The following is a 14,455-nucleotide window of genomic DNA, read 5'->3' as shown; positions in this document are numbered from 1 at the left end:
AGCTGATGGCAACACTCGGCAGCGGTCCGGCGCGCAGGCACTGTCTTTCAAGCAGCGCAAGTTCCATCAAAATCAGAAGTGTGGCCTTCAAGTGGATGCCATCATTCACCTTACCGCCCGGCAACGGCCCCGGCATCACGCCTGCTATCACTTTCGATCACAGGACGGTTTCGTTTCTCCAAGGGCTGCCGGGCAGTTTGCAGGGTGGCGTAACGGGCTTTCGGCCTTACCCCATCGCCCGCAGACGCTTGATCAAAGACGAGGTGTCCCAGCGCCCCCCGCCCATTTTCTGCACGTCCTTGTAGAATTGGTCCACAAGCGCGGTCACAGGCAACGAGGCGCCATTTTCGTTCGCGGTGCGCAGGCAAATATCCAGATCCTTGCGCATCCAGTCGACAGCAAAGCCATGCTCGAATTCGTCGGCGAGCATGGTCTGGTAGCGGTTGACCATCTGCCACGACCCGGCCGCGCCGCCGCCGATCACATCGACCACTGCCGCGCCGTCCAGCCCCGCCTTCTCGGCAAAGTGCAGCCCTTCGGACAGGCCCTGCACGAGGCCGGCGATACAGATCTGGTTGACCATCTTGCACAGTTGCCCGGCGCCGCTTTCGCCCAGGCGTTTGCACAGCTTGGCATAGGATTGCATGACCGGCTCTGCAGCGTCGTATTTTGCCTGATCGCCGCCGCACATGATGACAAGCTGGCCGTTCTCGGCCCCCGCCTGCCCGCCGGACACCGGCGCATCGACGAATCCCAGGCCGCGCTCGGCGGCGAGAGAGGACAGTTCCAACGTCACCTGCTGGGACACGGTTGTATGATCGACAAAGGTCGCGCCCGAGGACATGCCGGCAAAAGCGCCGTCCTCGCCCGTGCAGATCCCGCGCAGGTCATCGTCGTTGCCGACGCAGGCCATGACGAAATCCGCGCCCTGCGCGGCCTCACGCGGGGTCGCCGCCGCCGTACCACCGAATTCGGACACCCATTTGTCGGCCTTGGCGGCGGTCCGGTTGTAGACCGTGACCTCGTGCCCGGCCTTCGCCATGTGGCCCGCCATCGGGTAGCCCATCACCCCAAGGCCCAGAAATGCCGTTTTCGCCATCGTCTTCTCCCCTCGTCGCGCCAGCCAGCCTGCCCTTGGCAAGCCCGGGCTGGCAAGTTAATCCCGTTGCGATCTGACCTAGCCCATATGGACGGAGAACGAAATGGCGGTTGTGTTCCGATGGCTGTTGCGGCTGGCCAGCCTGGCGGTCGCCCTGATCGTCATCGGCGTGGCGCTGGTCTACTACCTTGGGTCCCGCTCCTTGCCGGACTACGACAAGACCCTGCCCGTTGCCGGGATCACCGCGGATATCGAGATCGTGCGCGACAATTCCGCCGTGCCGCATATCATGGCCCTATCGGACCGGGATGCGTTCTTCGGGCTGGGGTATGTGCACGCGCAGGACCGGCTGTGGCAGCTGATGATGATGCGTCGCACCGCGCAGGGCCGCCTGTCGGAACTCTTTGGCCGTCGCACCCTGCGCACCGATACGCTGCTGCGCCGGCTGGACATCTACACTGCCGCCAAGGCCTCTGTCGAACATCAGGACCCCCGAACGCTCGACGCGCTGGAGGCCTATGCCGCGGGCATCAACGCGCGCATTGCTGAGATCAACGCCAACAGCCTTGGGCGCGGTGCGCCCGAGTTTTTCCTTTTCAACGCCGAGATCGCGCCCTGGCAACCGGCGGATTCGCTGGCGGTGATCAAGCTGATGGCGCTGCAACTCTCGGGTCAGATCGGCGAGGAGGTGCTGCGCGCCCGGACCTCGCTGCTGCTGGGCGATGAAAAACGCCTGGCAGACATCCTGCCCGACATGCCCGGCAAGGGTGTCGCCGCCCTGCCCCGCGTCGCGCAACTGCCGCAGGGCAGCGGCACGCGCCAAGCCAACGCCGCGCCCGTGGGGGGCGATTTCCTCTGGCCGGTACCGCGGCGCGGACTGGCGGGTGCGTCCAACGTATGGGCCGCCGCGCCGGACCGGTCGGCCTCGGGCGGGACGCTTTTGGCCAATGACCCGCATCTTGGTTTCACCGCGCCGACCTACTGGTATCTCGCCCGGATGCAGTTGAAATCCGGCAGCGTGATCGGCGCCTCGATTCCCGGCATTCCCGCGCTGATGGTGGGCCGGTCGGAGCAACTGGCCTGGGGAATCACCTCGTCCTACCTCGACGATCAGGATCTGTATTTCGAGGAACTGAACCCCGATGCGCCCGGCGAGTACCGCACGCCCGACGGTTTCAAGCCCTTCGAGAGCCGCCAGTCGATCATCCGCATCAAGGACGAGGCACCCGTCACGCTGAACCTGCTGTGGACGGACAACGGCCCGATCCTGCCCGCCTCGCAGTTCGACCTGGACAAGATCACGCCGCCCGGGCACCTCGTGTCGCTGGCCTGGACCGCGCTCAGCCACGAGGACACATCGGCCTCGGCCGCCATCGGGTTGATGATGTCGCAATCGGTCGAAGAGGCGATGGAAGTCTCGCGCCTCTACGTCGCACCGTCGCAGAACCTGACCCTGATCGACGAAGAGACCGTCGCGATGAAGCTGGTCGGCGCCATGCCACGCCGCGACCCCGCGCATGAAAGCCTGGGCCGCCTGCCCGCGCGCGGCTGGATCGCGGCGAACCGTTGGCAGGGGATCTTTCCCTTTTCGGCAAACCCCGAATTCCTGGCGCCCCAGGGCGGTATCGTCGGCAACACCAACAACAAGCTGGTCGACCGGGCCTTTCCCGATCACGTCAGCTTTCACTGGGGTGACAGCCAGCGGGTGCAGCGTTGGCAGACCATGATGCAGGGGCGCAAGGTCCATACCCGCGACAGTTTCGTCGAGGCCCAGCTGGACACGGTATCGCCTGCCGCGCGCACCCTGTTGCCGCTGATCGGGAGGGATCTCTGGTATACCTCCGAGGCCGCGCCCGAAGGCACGCCGGAACGCCGCCGCCAGCGCGCGCTGGACCTGCTGGCCAACTGGAACGGCGAAATGAACGAGCACCTGCCCGAACCGCTGCTCTATTCCGCCTGGCTGAGGGCGTTGCAGACCCGACTGATCCGCGACGACCTGGGCCCGCTGGCCGAAGAGTTCGACCATGTGGAACCGCTGTTCATCGAACGCGTCTTTCGCGACGTGGACGGGGCCAGCGCCTGGTGCGACGTGATCCGGTCAGCGGCGGTGGAAAGCTGCACCGACATCGCGCGGCTGGCGCTGGATGACGCGCTGATCTGGATCGAGGAACATTCCGGCAAGGCGCTGGAATCGCTGCGCTGGGGGGACGAACACTTGGCGACGCACGAACACCCGGTCCTGGGTCAGGTGCCCATCCTTCGGTACTTCGTCAACATCCGGCAAACCACCTCGGGAGGGGATCATACGCTGCAACGGGGTGTGACCTCCGGGCGCGATCCCGATCCCTTCGCCAACGTGCATGGCGCAGGCTATCGCGGCGTCTATGATTTTGCCGATCCCGACAGTTCGGTTTTTGTCTCGGCGACCGGCCAGTCGGGTCACCCGCTGTCCCGCCACTACGACGATCTCGGCCAGCTGTGGCGGCGCGGGGAATACATACCCATGTCGCTGGACGTGGGCCTAGCACGCGCTGCCTCTGTCGGGATCACCCGGCTGGTCAAACCATGAGCGAAGAGCGCGCGACCGAGGTGCTTAAAAAGCTCTGGCCTGAATGGTCGGGGCGGCTGGAAGTCTTGCGTGACGGGCCGGACACATGGGTTTACCGGCCGTCGCGCGGACGTGTGCCGGCGGTGGTCAAGCTTTGGCCACGCAAGGCCGAGGCCAAGGCCTCGCGTCAGGCTTTGCGGCAGGCCGAGCTGGCGGCGGTATTGTCACATGGCCCCTACCGCGTGCCGCGCGTTCTGTGGTTCGGCAAGGGGGCGCTGGTCATGCAAGACGCGGGCGGGCCGGATTTCCGCGACCGGCTGGAAAGCGAAGCCCCCGGTCCGCTGTTGCGGGCCGCCGGGGAATGGCTGGCCGCCTACCACGGGCTCAGCCTGCGTGAACGCAAATTCCTGCCCAAGGGACAGGTCAACTGGCTGACCCGGCTGGTGGATGCGGTCGAGGCAGGCGAGCGCAGCCCGCTAGAGGCCAAGGGGCTGGTCTCTGCCGCGCGCGCGCTCAAGGAGACACGCGCCACGGTGCGCGGCCTGCCCGCCACCCGTGCCATCACGCACCGCGACCTGACGCTCTCCAACCTCGTCAGCGGCCCCGAGGGTTCGGTCTGGGGGATCGACTTCGAGAACGCGAGAGAGGACGAGCCGCTGCGTGACGTCTTTTCGCTCGCCCTGGACGTTCTTGACTTCGCCGGGGACGAAACCGCTCTGGCAACGCTGCGCGCAGGCTATGGCGACGATGTCACCGCGCCCGAGGTCAGACTGTTCCTTCAGCGCTGTTTTGCGATCAGCGTCTGGGCCAATACGCCGGAGGCGCCCTCGAAGAGGCAGCGTCGGCGCTGGGAGATTGCCCGCGCGTTGCTGGAACGCGAGAGCGCCGTGATCTGACCCGGTTCCCTCATGACTCGTGCCTCACCACGTTGAACCCTTCCTCCGGCCCTGGTGGCACGAAGTGGCGCGAGAATTGGTGGAACTGCTCGTCCGTCACGACAAAGGGATGCGTGCCCGAGGTGTTGCGCCCGTGCAGCCGGTCGAGGCAGACCTCGTCCGGCGGTGCCAGAAGGTGCAGCCGATGCGCCGCACCCGTCGCCTCGAGTATGCCGCGCATCCAGGCGCGCTGGTCCACGGTATTGGCGGCGAAATCCAGCACTACAGAAACCCCGGCATCCAGCAGCGCCGCAACATGCGGCCCCATGACGGCCCGCAGTTTCGCCGTGCAGCGCAGATAGTCGCGCGGGGTGGCCAGCTGATCCGCGAACAAACCGTCAAGCCAGGCATCTTCGGTGATCAGCACTGTGCCCTTGGGTCGGGCCAGTTGCGCCGCAAGCGTCGATTTTCCAGCGGCAATTTTCCCGCACATCATGTGCAGGGTCGGCAATTCAGGAGACATGACAGAGATCCTTGTGCGGCGCGTCCCGCGCCATTGACGTTCAGAACAGGAACTACCCGGCCCGGCTGTTCAGGCCGGGACCGTAATTCGGAAGCGGCGCAGGGCGCCGTTGGTCTGAACATGGATCATCATGCGCGCTGGATCGCATGAATCGGGGCGCATGTCCACTTGGTTCCATCGACCAGGCGTCGGATCACCCCAGGGTCTGGAACCGCGCCTTGTCGCGCGCCGACCAGAGGACGCGCAGATGAAAACCGTCCTCGTCCTGGCGCTCTTCCTCGACCAGCCCCTTTTCAAAGAGCCACGCCCGGCGCTTGCCCTCTGCAAAGCCGAGGACAAGATCCTCTTCGACACGTTCCGCGCCAAGCGCCTCTGTCACGGCCTCCAGGAATGCGTCCAGCCCCTCACCCGTCAGGGCAGAGGTGACATGGACATCCGGGTTGCGCGCGGCGCGGATGCGCACGGTTTCCAGCTCTTCCGGCCCCAATTGGTCCAGCTTGTTCCACAGCTCGATCTGCGCGGTGTCCTCTGCCACGCCCAAGCTGTCGAGAATGCTGCGCACGTCCTCGGCCTGCTCTTCCGTTTCGGGGTGGGAGATGTCCCGCACATGCACGATCACATCCGCGGCCAGCACCTCTTCGAGCGTTGCACGGAAGGCGGCGACCAGTTCGGTCGGCAGATCGCTGATGAAGCCCACCGTGTCCGACAGGATCACGTCCGCCCCCGTCGGCAGGCGCACCGCCCGCATCGTCGGGTCCAGCGTGGCAAAGAGCATGTCCTTGGCCATGACCTCGGCGCCCGTCAGCCGGTTGAACAGCGTCGATTTGCCCGCGTTGGTATAGCCCACCAGCGCCACGATCGGATAAGGCACCTGGGCGCGCGCCTTGCGGTGCAATTCGCGCGTCTTGACGACCTTGTCGAGTTGCCGACGCAGGCGCACCAACTGTTCGTCGATGGCCCGGCGGTCGGCCTCGATCTGGGTTTCGCCGGGGCCCCCGACAAAGCCCAGCCCGCCCCGCTGGCGTTCCAGGTGGGTCCAGGCCCGCACAAGCCGCGTACGCTGGTAGTTCAAGTGCGCCATTTCCACCTGCAGCACACCTTCGCGGGTGGCCGCGCGATCCGAGAAGATCTCGAGGATCAGCCCGGTCCGATCCAGCAGCTTGACCTTCCAGTCGCGTTCAAGGTTGCGCTGCTGTACCGGCGTCACCGGCCCATCGACCAGGACAAGGTCGATTTCCTCGGCTTTCAGCTTGGCGCGCAGTTCATCGATCTTGCCGGACCCGAACAGCGCACCGGGATGCGGCCGCGGGAGCGGCACGATCTGTGCCCCCACGACCTCAAGCCCCGGCAGCGCATGAGCCAGGGACACGGCCTCTTCGAGGGCCATTTGAGCATCGCGGCGCTCTGGGTCGCTCTTGATGTCAGGATGCAGGACCCACGCCCGGGTCACAGGCGGCGCGTGTTCTCTCACGCGTCCCCTTCGCCGTCATACAGGTTGATCGGCTGGCTGGGCATGATGGTCGAAATTGCATGTTTGTAGACAAGCTGCGACTGGCCGTCGCGGCGCAGCAGAACGCAGAAATTGTCGAACCAGGTGATGACACCCTGCAGCTTGACCCCGTTGATCAGGAAGACCGTCACCGGGACCTTTGTCTTGCGGACGTGGTTGAGAAACGCGTCCTGCAGGTTCTGTCTATCAGAAGCCATTGAATTGCCTTTATTCTTGCCGTGCCCGCGCGCCGGGCTGCCCTCGTCTGGGAGAGTATGGTATGCGGAGACGGGAGTTTCCAGCCGAAAATCCCCGAATCCGCGCAGCCGGCCCCCGGTGGATGTCTCTGCGCAACTATTCGCGCCAGACCTCGGGGCTTATCATGACGATGATTGCCAGCAGTTCAAGCCGGCCCAGCACCATCGCCAGGCACAGGATCAATTGCGCGTCCCAGGGGATCATCGTCAGGTCGATCGCAGCGGCAGTGTCGACAAGTGGCCCGGTGTTCGACAGCGTGGCAATGGTCAGCACTGTGGCCCGCTCGAAATCCACCCCGTAAGCCCCCAGGATCATCGTCATTGCCGCCAGGGTCAGGGCGAAGAACATGAAGAAGACCCAGGCGATAAAGGCCCCTTCGCGCCGGATCCGGCGCCCCAGCAGCCCGGCGCGGCCCACCGAATGCGGATGTACCAGGCGCTCGATCTCGCGTTTTCCGTTGAGGTACAGGGCATAGACACGCAACAGCTTGACCCCGCCTGCGGTTGTCGCCACGCCGCCTCCCACCAGCGCCAGCCCCATCAGGATGATCCCGGGTGTCGGCAGACCCGACCAGTCCTGCGCCGTATCCCAGTCGCCACTGACGAAACCCGTCGTGGTCAGGAACGAGGCCGCCGTGAACAGCCCACCCCAGAGCGCCCGAAGCCCCGCGACCCAGTTCTGCTCCTCGCCCACATCGAACGAGGCGACCCAGTGGCGCAGGAACATGGCCAGCGGCACGGCCACCACGATCAGCAGGCCCAGGCGGAATTCCGGATCGTAGTACAGGCCCCGTTCCTGACGGGTATCGGCGGAAAAGGTCAGCCGCGACAGGGCGAAAAAGAGAAAGCAGAAGAGGATCATCTCTCCCGCAAGGCCACTGGGTGCAGCCCCCAGGTCGGCCAGCGGCGTGATCCCAGAGGTCGCCATGACCGACATGGCGTGACTGACCGCCACAAGCGGGGGATCGCCCGCAACCAGCAGCATCACCGTAAGCGCGAGGGTCAGCCCGCTATAGATCGGGAACAGGACGTGGGTGCTGCGCATCAACCGTTCCGCCGGGCTTGTCGGGCCGGTGTTCATGGCCCCCTGGGCAAAGGATTGCCCGGGCTCTCCGCTGGCCGTGACCTCGAATCCCCCCAGCGCAAGCGGCGCCAGGATCGCCGAGGCGGCGATCCACATCACCAGGCCGCCCATCCAACCGACCTGCGCCCGCCACAGGTGTTCCGGCCCCGACAGGCGCGCCGCATCGAACATCGTGGCGCCGGTGGTGGTAAAGCTCGACACCATCTCGAAATAGGCATTGCCGAATCCGGTGGTCCGCACCGCCTCGTGGAAGGGCACGGCAAAGATCAACGGCAACACGACAAAGCCCGCCGCCAGTGCCACCAGTTGGCGCAGCGCGCTCTGGTTGTGGTGCCGGTTGCCCAGGGCCAAGGCCACGAGGGCCGTCAGGATCAGCCCCAACAGCGCCCCGTAGAAAAAGGTACGCGCATCGTGGTGCTCCTCGATCAGGTAGGCAAAGATCGCCGGCAATAGCATCGAGAATGACCCGAGCCCGGTCAGAAGCAGGAACAGTGGCAATCGCGCGATGGCCTTCATCGGCTGACGCCCCCTTTCCGACCGCCACAACCGGCATTGCCCCCCAAGCGCCTCACAGCACCGCGCCTAGAAGTAATCGATCGAGACCTGCAACAGGCGCTCGACCTCCGGGACATCGCCCGCGAGTGCAAAGATGACGATCTTGTCGCCTTCGTCGATCCTGAGCGAGCCGGTGGGCTTGACCACCTTGTCTCCCTTGCGCACAGCGCCCACCAGAACGCCTTCGGGAAAGTCGATCTCACGAATCCGGCTGCCCGAGATCGGCGATGTCGACAAGACCTCGGCCTCGATCACTTCGGCCTCGGCATCGCCGATGGAATAGACTTGGCTCACGCGGCCATGACGGATGTGGCGCAGGATCGAACTGACCGTGGTCGAGCGCGGGTTGATGTAGGCATCGATCCCCAGCGGTTCCATCAGCGGCACCAGCGTCGGGTCGTTGATCAACGCAATCACCATCGGGCAACCTGCGGCCTTGGCGCGCACGGCGGCCAGCATGTTGACCTTGTCGTCATCGGTCACGCACAGCGCCGCATCCGCCCGGGCCACCCCGGCCTCGACCAAGAGCCCCGCGTCCAGCCCGTCGCCGTGCAACACGATGGTGCGCTCCAGTTCCTCGGCGGCTCGTTCGGCGTTCTTCCGGTTGCGCTCGATCATCTTGGCGCGCACGCGGATCTTGCCCGTCTCCAGCCGCCGCGCCACCGACAAGCCAACATTGCCGCCGCCGACGATCACCACGCGTTCCTGCTTGCGCAGCGACTTGCCAAAGATCTCCAGCGTGCGCTGCACGTCATCCGCGTGCACCATGACGTAACAGCTGTCGCCCTCGAACAGCTGGTCCCCGGATTCCGGCGCAAAGAGCACCCCGTCGCGCCTCACCCCCACCACCACGGATCGCAGGGTGGAAAACAGATCGGTCAATTGCCGCAGGGGCGTATTCACGATCGGACAGCCCGCGTCGATCGTCAGCCCCATCAGCTGGGTTTTGCCGTCCAGAAAACTCTCGGTATCGAAGGCGGCCGGCGCCGCCAGCCGTTGCAGGGCCGCGTCCGCCACCTCGCGTTCGGGCGAAATCACCACGTCGATGGGCATGTGATCGCGCCGGTAAAGGTCCGAATAGATCGCGGTCAGGTAGCTTTCCGCGCGCAGCCGCGCGATTTTGCGCGGCACCGCAAAGACCGAATGCGCCACCTGGCAGGTGACCATGTTGACCTCGTCGGAATAGGTGGCGGCGATCACCATGTCGGCGTCGCGCGCGCCTGCCTTGTCCAGCACGTCGGGGTAAGAGGCAAAGCCCGCGATCCCCTGCACGTCCAGCGTATCGGTGGCGCGGCGCACGAGATCGGGATTGTTGTCCACCACCGTGACGTCGTTGCGCTCTCCGGCAAGATGGCGGGCGATCTGCCAGCCAACCTGGCCCGCCCCGCAAATGATGACCTTCATGCGCCCTGCGCCCCGATCTGCACCGCGTCCCGGCTCTGACCTCTTTGCCTCGCACGCGGGGGCAGCGCCGTCAATGGGGTGCGTCCCGGGGCCCACACCGCCGTTCCCTAACGACTGCTCGCACAGAAGCGTGCCGCAAGGCGCGCAACGGGGTCGGCGGGCGGGCGCCTTTGCGGCAAAGCCGCAAACAGTCCCGTCCCGACGACGTCCTGAGGCCCTATCGGCCCTCGCGGCGCGCCCGGCGGGCCCGTTTCATGGCAAAGACCTCGGCCCGTGGCACCCAGCGGTATCTCGGGTCGCTGGCAACCGGGCCGAACCACAGCCGCCCCTGCCCCAGCCGCCACGGGTCCAGCACCAGCCCCTGGTCCATCGGCGCGCCCCGGGTAGAGACGATCACCGTCGAATGTTCGATCCGCAGGTTGTCCGCATTGGCAATGGCCCGATGCAGGGACAGGCTGCGCAGACCTTCGTTCTTCAATCGCGCCTCAAGATCATCGGCCCAGTCCTTGCAAAGCCCGCGCGGCTTGCGCCCGGTGTTCACCTGGATGTTGTGGATCAGCGGCGGGTCCACGGCGTCCCAGCGTTCGGCCCATATCAGCGGCTCACGCACCGCAATCCGCGCCACAGCCGCCGCCTCTGCCGGGTCCACCCCCGGTCCCAGGGCAAGCACGGCCCGTTCCAGAACCGCGATCTTTTCGGCGGGGGTCTCCGGAACCTCGACAAGGGCCGCCCCCTCGTCCGGCGCCCTGGCACCCGGCGGTGCGGCACAGCCCGCCAAGGCCAGCGCCCCCACCCCGATGGCTGCCCGTCGTGTCAGTTCCATATCGGCCTGCCGCTCAGGAGGCTTCCGTGATCTGTTCGTCCACGCGCGCCACCCGCGCGCCGGACTTGGCCGAGGTGACCACGCCCAGCGACTTCAGCTTGCGGTGCAGGGCCGAACGCTCCATCCCCACGAAAGACGCGGTCCGAGAGATGTTGCCGCCGAACCGGTTGATCTGCGTCAGCAGATATTCCCGTTCAAAGGCCTCACGCGCCTCGCGCAGCGGCAGGGTCGCCAGCGTGCCCGACAGGACAACGCGCCCCTCGGCATCTTCGCCCGGGGCAGTTTCCTGCGGCAGTTCCCGCGCCTCGATCGGCCCGGTGCCGTCACCCAGGATCAGCACACGCTCGACGAGGTTCTTGAGCTGGCGCACGTTGCCCGGCCAGGTCATGGTCTGCATCAGCGCCACCGCCTCTTCTGTCAGTTCGCGCACCGGCAGGCCCTGGGCTTGGTTGCACTGCTTGATGAAATGGCCCGCCAGGACCGGGATGTCCTCGCGCCGCTCGGCCAGCGAGGGCACCGCGATCGGCACCACGTTCAGCCGGTGGTACAGTTCCTCACGGAAACGGCCAGCTGCGATCTCGTCCTGCAGGTCGCGGTTGGTCGAGGAGATCACGCGCAGGTCGACGCGCACCTTGTCGTTGCCGCCGACCCGGGTGAATTGCTGGTCCACCAGCACGCGCAGGATCTTGGACTGGGTGCCCGTGGGCATATCGGCAACCTCGTCGAAGTAGACCACGCCTCCATGTGCCTGCTCCAACAAGCCGGGCTCGATCCCGCGTTTGGCGGTTTCGCGGCCAAAGAGCATCGCTTCCATCATCTCGGGTTCCACGCCCGCGCAGTTGACGGTCACAAAGGGCGCCTTGGCCCGGTTCGACTGGGCGTGGATATAGCGCGCGGCCACTTCCTTGCCCGCCCCGGCCGGACCGGTCAGCATCACCCGACCATTGGACTTGGTCACCTTCTCCAACTGCCCCAACAACGCACGGAAGGCGGCACTTTCGCCGATCATCTCGGCGGACTTCACCTCGCCGCGTTTCAGCTGCACGTTCTCGCGCCGCAGGTTGGAGGTTTCCATCGCGCGCCGGATCACCACCAGCAACTGGTCGATATTGAAAGGCTTCTCGATGAAGTCGTAGGCGCCCTGCTTGATGGCGGCCACGGCGATCTCGATATTGCCGTGGCCGGAAATGATGACCACGGGAATATCGGGGTTGTCGCGTTTGACGGTCTTGAGGATGTCGATCCCGTCCATCTTGCTGTCTTTCAGCCAGATGTCGAGAATCAGCAGCGCCGGCGGTTCGGAGTTGATCTCGTTCATTGCCTCCTGGCTGTTGCCGGCAAGCCGGGTGGCAAAGCCCTCGTCCTCGAGGATGTCGCCGATCAGTTCCCGGATATCGCGTTCGTCGTCGACGATCAGGATGTCGCTCATTGTCTCTGCCCTCTCATTCCTTCGTGCTCAAACATCTTCCAGGGCCGCCGCCCGCGGCAGGTCTGCCGCACGGTTCAGCGGCAGCCGCACAACTGCCATCGCGCCCTGATGGGCGCCTTCGGCGAAGGCGGGTGCATCTTCCAGCACCAGCGTCCCGCCATGTTCCTCGATGATCTTCTTGACGATCGGCAAGCCAAGCCCCGTGCCCTTGTCGCGTGTCGTGACGTAGGGCTCGAACAGCCGCGCGCGGTCCTCCGGCAGACCGATGCCATTGTCCATGATGCGGATCTCGGCCCGGCCGTCCTGCGCCTCCGCCATCACGCGGATTTCCGCCTGATAGTCCTCGGGCGCGCCTTTTTCCTGCAGGCTTTCGACCGCCTCCCCTGCGTTCTTGATCAGGTTGGTCAGCGCCTGCCCGATCATGGTGGAATCCAGTTCCGCGGGCATCGGCTCCTCCGGCAGGTCGGTGACAAAGCGTACACCGGGCTGGCCGGTTTCCTGCATCAGCACCTCGCCGCGCAGGATCTCGCAGAGGTCCTCGGGGCGGCGCTCCGGTTCCGGCATCCGCGCGAACTTGGAAAACTCGTCGACGATACGGCGCAGATCGTCGGTGCGGCGCACGATCCGTTCGGTCAGGTCCGCCACCTTTTCCGCGTCCGGCCCGTCCAGCCGCTTGGCAAAGCTGCGCTGGATGCGTTCCGCAGACAGCTTGATCGGCGTCAGCGGGTTCTTGATCTCATGCGCGATGCGGCGGGCCACGTCGCCCCAGGCGGCCATCCTCTGTGCGCTGACCAGGTTGGTCACGTCGTCAAAGGCCACAACGTAGCCTTCCAGAGAGCGATCCTGACGCCGCCGCGTGGACAAGCGGACCAGCAGGTGTTCCAGACGCCCTTCCCGGCTGACCTTGACCTCTTCCTGCGCTGTTTCCAGCGCCTCGGTCCGCAGCCGCTGAAACAGCGCCCCGAACTCCGGCACGGCAACCCCCAGCGGCACGGCCCGATGTGTTTCGTGCCAGCCCAGCAGCCGCTCGGCCGAACGGTTGACGAACGTCACCTTGCCCTCGGCATCAAGGCCCACCACCCCTGAAGTGACAGAGGACAGGACGGAGTCGAACAGCCGCTGGCGGCGTTCGATCTGCCGGGTGTTTTCCAGCAGGGTTTCGCGCTGCCCCTTCAGCTGGCGGGTCATCTGGTTGAAATAGCGCCCCAGCATGGAAATCTCGTCGTCGCCCTCTTCCTCGGGCACCTGCACGTCCAGATCGCCCGACCCGACCCGCTGCGCCGCCCCGGTCAGGCGCCCTACCGGGCGGCTGAGCCGTTCGGCGAACCACAGCCCCGCCCATGTCGCCGCAAGGATCAGCAGCAGGGCAAACCCCAGGTACAGCAGTGCAAAGTCGAACAAACGCCGGCCCCGTTCGCTTTCCTGTTGCTGGTAGAAACGGGCGGTTTCCTGCGTTTCGTCCAGCAGGTTGAGGATCTGACCGTCGACCTCGCGGCTGACGTAAAGGTAACGATCGGCAAAGGCCTCCAGCGGCAACAAGGCTCGGAACTCGTTGTTGTCCCAGTCCGGGATCACGGTCACGCCCTCGGCATCGGCACGCAGGAAATCCGCCTCTGACGGCTCCTCGAAATCGAACAGGTAGGAGCGTTCACCGCGGGCGCGGATGCTGCCCGCGCTGTCGATCACAAAGGCCTCGCGCAGTCCGCGCTGGATCTGGGCCTGCCCCTGGCTGAGAACCTGGCGCAGCTCACCGTCGTCCATCACGAAGTTGCGCCGCCGGTTGGCATCGAGAAAGGCCCCAAGGGCGCGCGCATCCTGGACCAGACCGGCACGGCTTTCTTCCTCGTAGGCTTCGGCGGCCGAGAGCGAGGCGCCAACCACGTTCTGCACCCTGCTCGAGAACCAGGTTTCCAGACCGATGTTGATGGTCAGCACGGCAAACACGGCCACCGTGACCGTTGGCAAAAGCGCCATCAGCGCAAAAGCCGCGGTCAGCCGCAGGTGCAGGCGAGACCCCGCCGATTGCGCCCGCCGGTCGGCCACCATCCGGGCCACCCGGGCCAGCAGCAGAGCCGCCAGAAGCAGGACGTAGACAAGGTCGGCCAGCAGGACGAGCCGCAGCGACAGCGCGCCGGCCCCCTGGTCCAGCGGCCCCAGCACCATGAAGGTGGCAAAGGCCAGGACCGGTCCCAGGGCGACCAGGAACAGCGCAACGATATTCTGGAAAAGTCTTGTCCGACGCAGGCGTGTGAACGACCCCCAAGTCGGCAACCAATACAATGAGCGTGCCCGCGTGGCCACAGCCTACCCTCGCCAATGTGCCGACTCTGGATGCCCGGAGACCGGCGACCGCCATATTTTGTGGCCTT

The 14,455-nt window shown here is 65.6% G+C and carries 11 protein-coding genes; 2 read left to right on the top strand and 9 right to left on the bottom strand.

Going from position 1 to position 14,455, the window contains the following annotated elements; all coding sequences use genetic code 11:
• Nucleotides 1–226: 226 nt before the first annotated feature.
• Nucleotides 227–1,099, bottom strand: a complete 873-nt coding sequence (locus RBB42_RS04010; RefSeq protein ID WP_305968219.1) for an NAD(P)-dependent oxidoreductase — start codon at nt 1,097–1,099, stop codon at nt 227–229.
• A gap of 103 nt (nt 1,100–1,202) precedes the next feature.
• On the opposite strand from RBB42_RS04010, the gene RBB42_RS04005 reads away from it, so the two are divergent.
• Both RBB42_RS04005 and RBB42_RS04000 read left to right on the top strand, forming a co-directional pair.
• Complete coding sequence (locus tag RBB42_RS04005) at nt 1,203–3,668, top strand: penicillin acylase family protein (RefSeq protein ID WP_305968218.1); 2,466 nt, start codon at nt 1,203–1,205, stop codon at nt 3,666–3,668.
• Nucleotides 3,665–4,543, top strand: coding sequence for an aminoglycoside phosphotransferase family protein (locus tag RBB42_RS04000; protein WP_305968217.1), 879 nt, complete (start codon nt 3,665–3,667; stop codon nt 4,541–4,543). The genes RBB42_RS04005 and RBB42_RS04000 overlap by 4 nt, the downstream gene beginning before the upstream one ends.
• Nucleotides 4,544–4,553: 10 nt before the next feature.
• Here RBB42_RS04000 and RBB42_RS03995 read toward each other — a convergent pair whose 3' ends face one another.
• The 8 genes from RBB42_RS03995 to RBB42_RS03960 form a co-directional block, all read right to left on the bottom strand.
• On the bottom strand, nt 4,554–5,045 hold the full coding sequence (locus RBB42_RS03995; protein ID WP_305968216.1) for a P-loop nucleotide/nucleoside kinase family protein: 492 nt from the start codon (nt 5,043–5,045) through the stop codon (nt 4,554–4,556).
• Between the two features lie 193 nt (nt 5,046–5,238).
• The gene (gene hflX / locus RBB42_RS03990) at nt 5,239–6,495 is read right to left on the bottom strand and encodes a GTPase HflX (protein WP_305968304.1); all 1,257 of its coding nucleotides are present in this window, start codon (nt 6,493–6,495) and stop codon (nt 5,239–5,241) included.
• 17 nt (nt 6,496–6,512) lie between these two features.
• Entirely contained in the window at nt 6,513–6,752 is a 240-nt protein-coding gene (gene hfq, locus RBB42_RS03985; RefSeq protein WP_023849333.1) for an RNA chaperone Hfq, read from the bottom strand.
• Nucleotides 6,753–6,888: 136 nt separating this feature from the next.
• Nucleotides 6,889–8,391, bottom strand: coding sequence for a TrkH family potassium uptake protein (locus RBB42_RS03980; RefSeq protein WP_305968215.1), 1,503 nt, complete (start codon nt 8,389–8,391; stop codon nt 6,889–6,891).
• Between the two features lie 66 nt (nt 8,392–8,457).
• Nucleotides 8,458–9,834, bottom strand: a complete 1,377-nt coding sequence (gene trkA, locus RBB42_RS03975) for a Trk system potassium transporter TrkA (RefSeq protein WP_305968214.1) — start codon at nt 9,832–9,834, stop codon at nt 8,458–8,460.
• Nucleotides 9,835–10,051: 217 nt separating this feature from the next.
• Nucleotides 10,052–10,657 (bottom strand): hypothetical protein, encoded by a 606-nt coding sequence (locus tag RBB42_RS03970; RefSeq protein ID WP_305968213.1) that lies wholly within the window; start codon nt 10,655–10,657, stop codon nt 10,052–10,054.
• 13 nt (nt 10,658–10,670) lie between these two features.
• The gene (ntrX, locus tag RBB42_RS03965) at nt 10,671–12,086 is read right to left on the bottom strand and encodes a nitrogen assimilation response regulator NtrX (protein WP_305968212.1); all 1,416 of its coding nucleotides are present in this window, start codon (nt 12,084–12,086) and stop codon (nt 10,671–10,673) included.
• 27 nt (nt 12,087–12,113) lie between these two features.
• On the bottom strand, nt 12,114–14,387 hold the full coding sequence (locus tag RBB42_RS03960; RefSeq protein WP_500862272.1) for a sensor histidine kinase NtrY-like: 2,274 nt from the start codon (nt 14,385–14,387) through the stop codon (nt 12,114–12,116).
• Nucleotides 14,388–14,455: the final 68 nt, after the last annotated feature.

Source organism: Mameliella sp. MMSF_3455 (genome assembly GCF_030733205.1).
Lineage (GTDB): Bacteria > Pseudomonadota > Alphaproteobacteria > Rhodobacterales > Rhodobacteraceae > Antarctobacter.
This window is presented reverse-complemented; position numbering and strand designations above follow the sequence as displayed.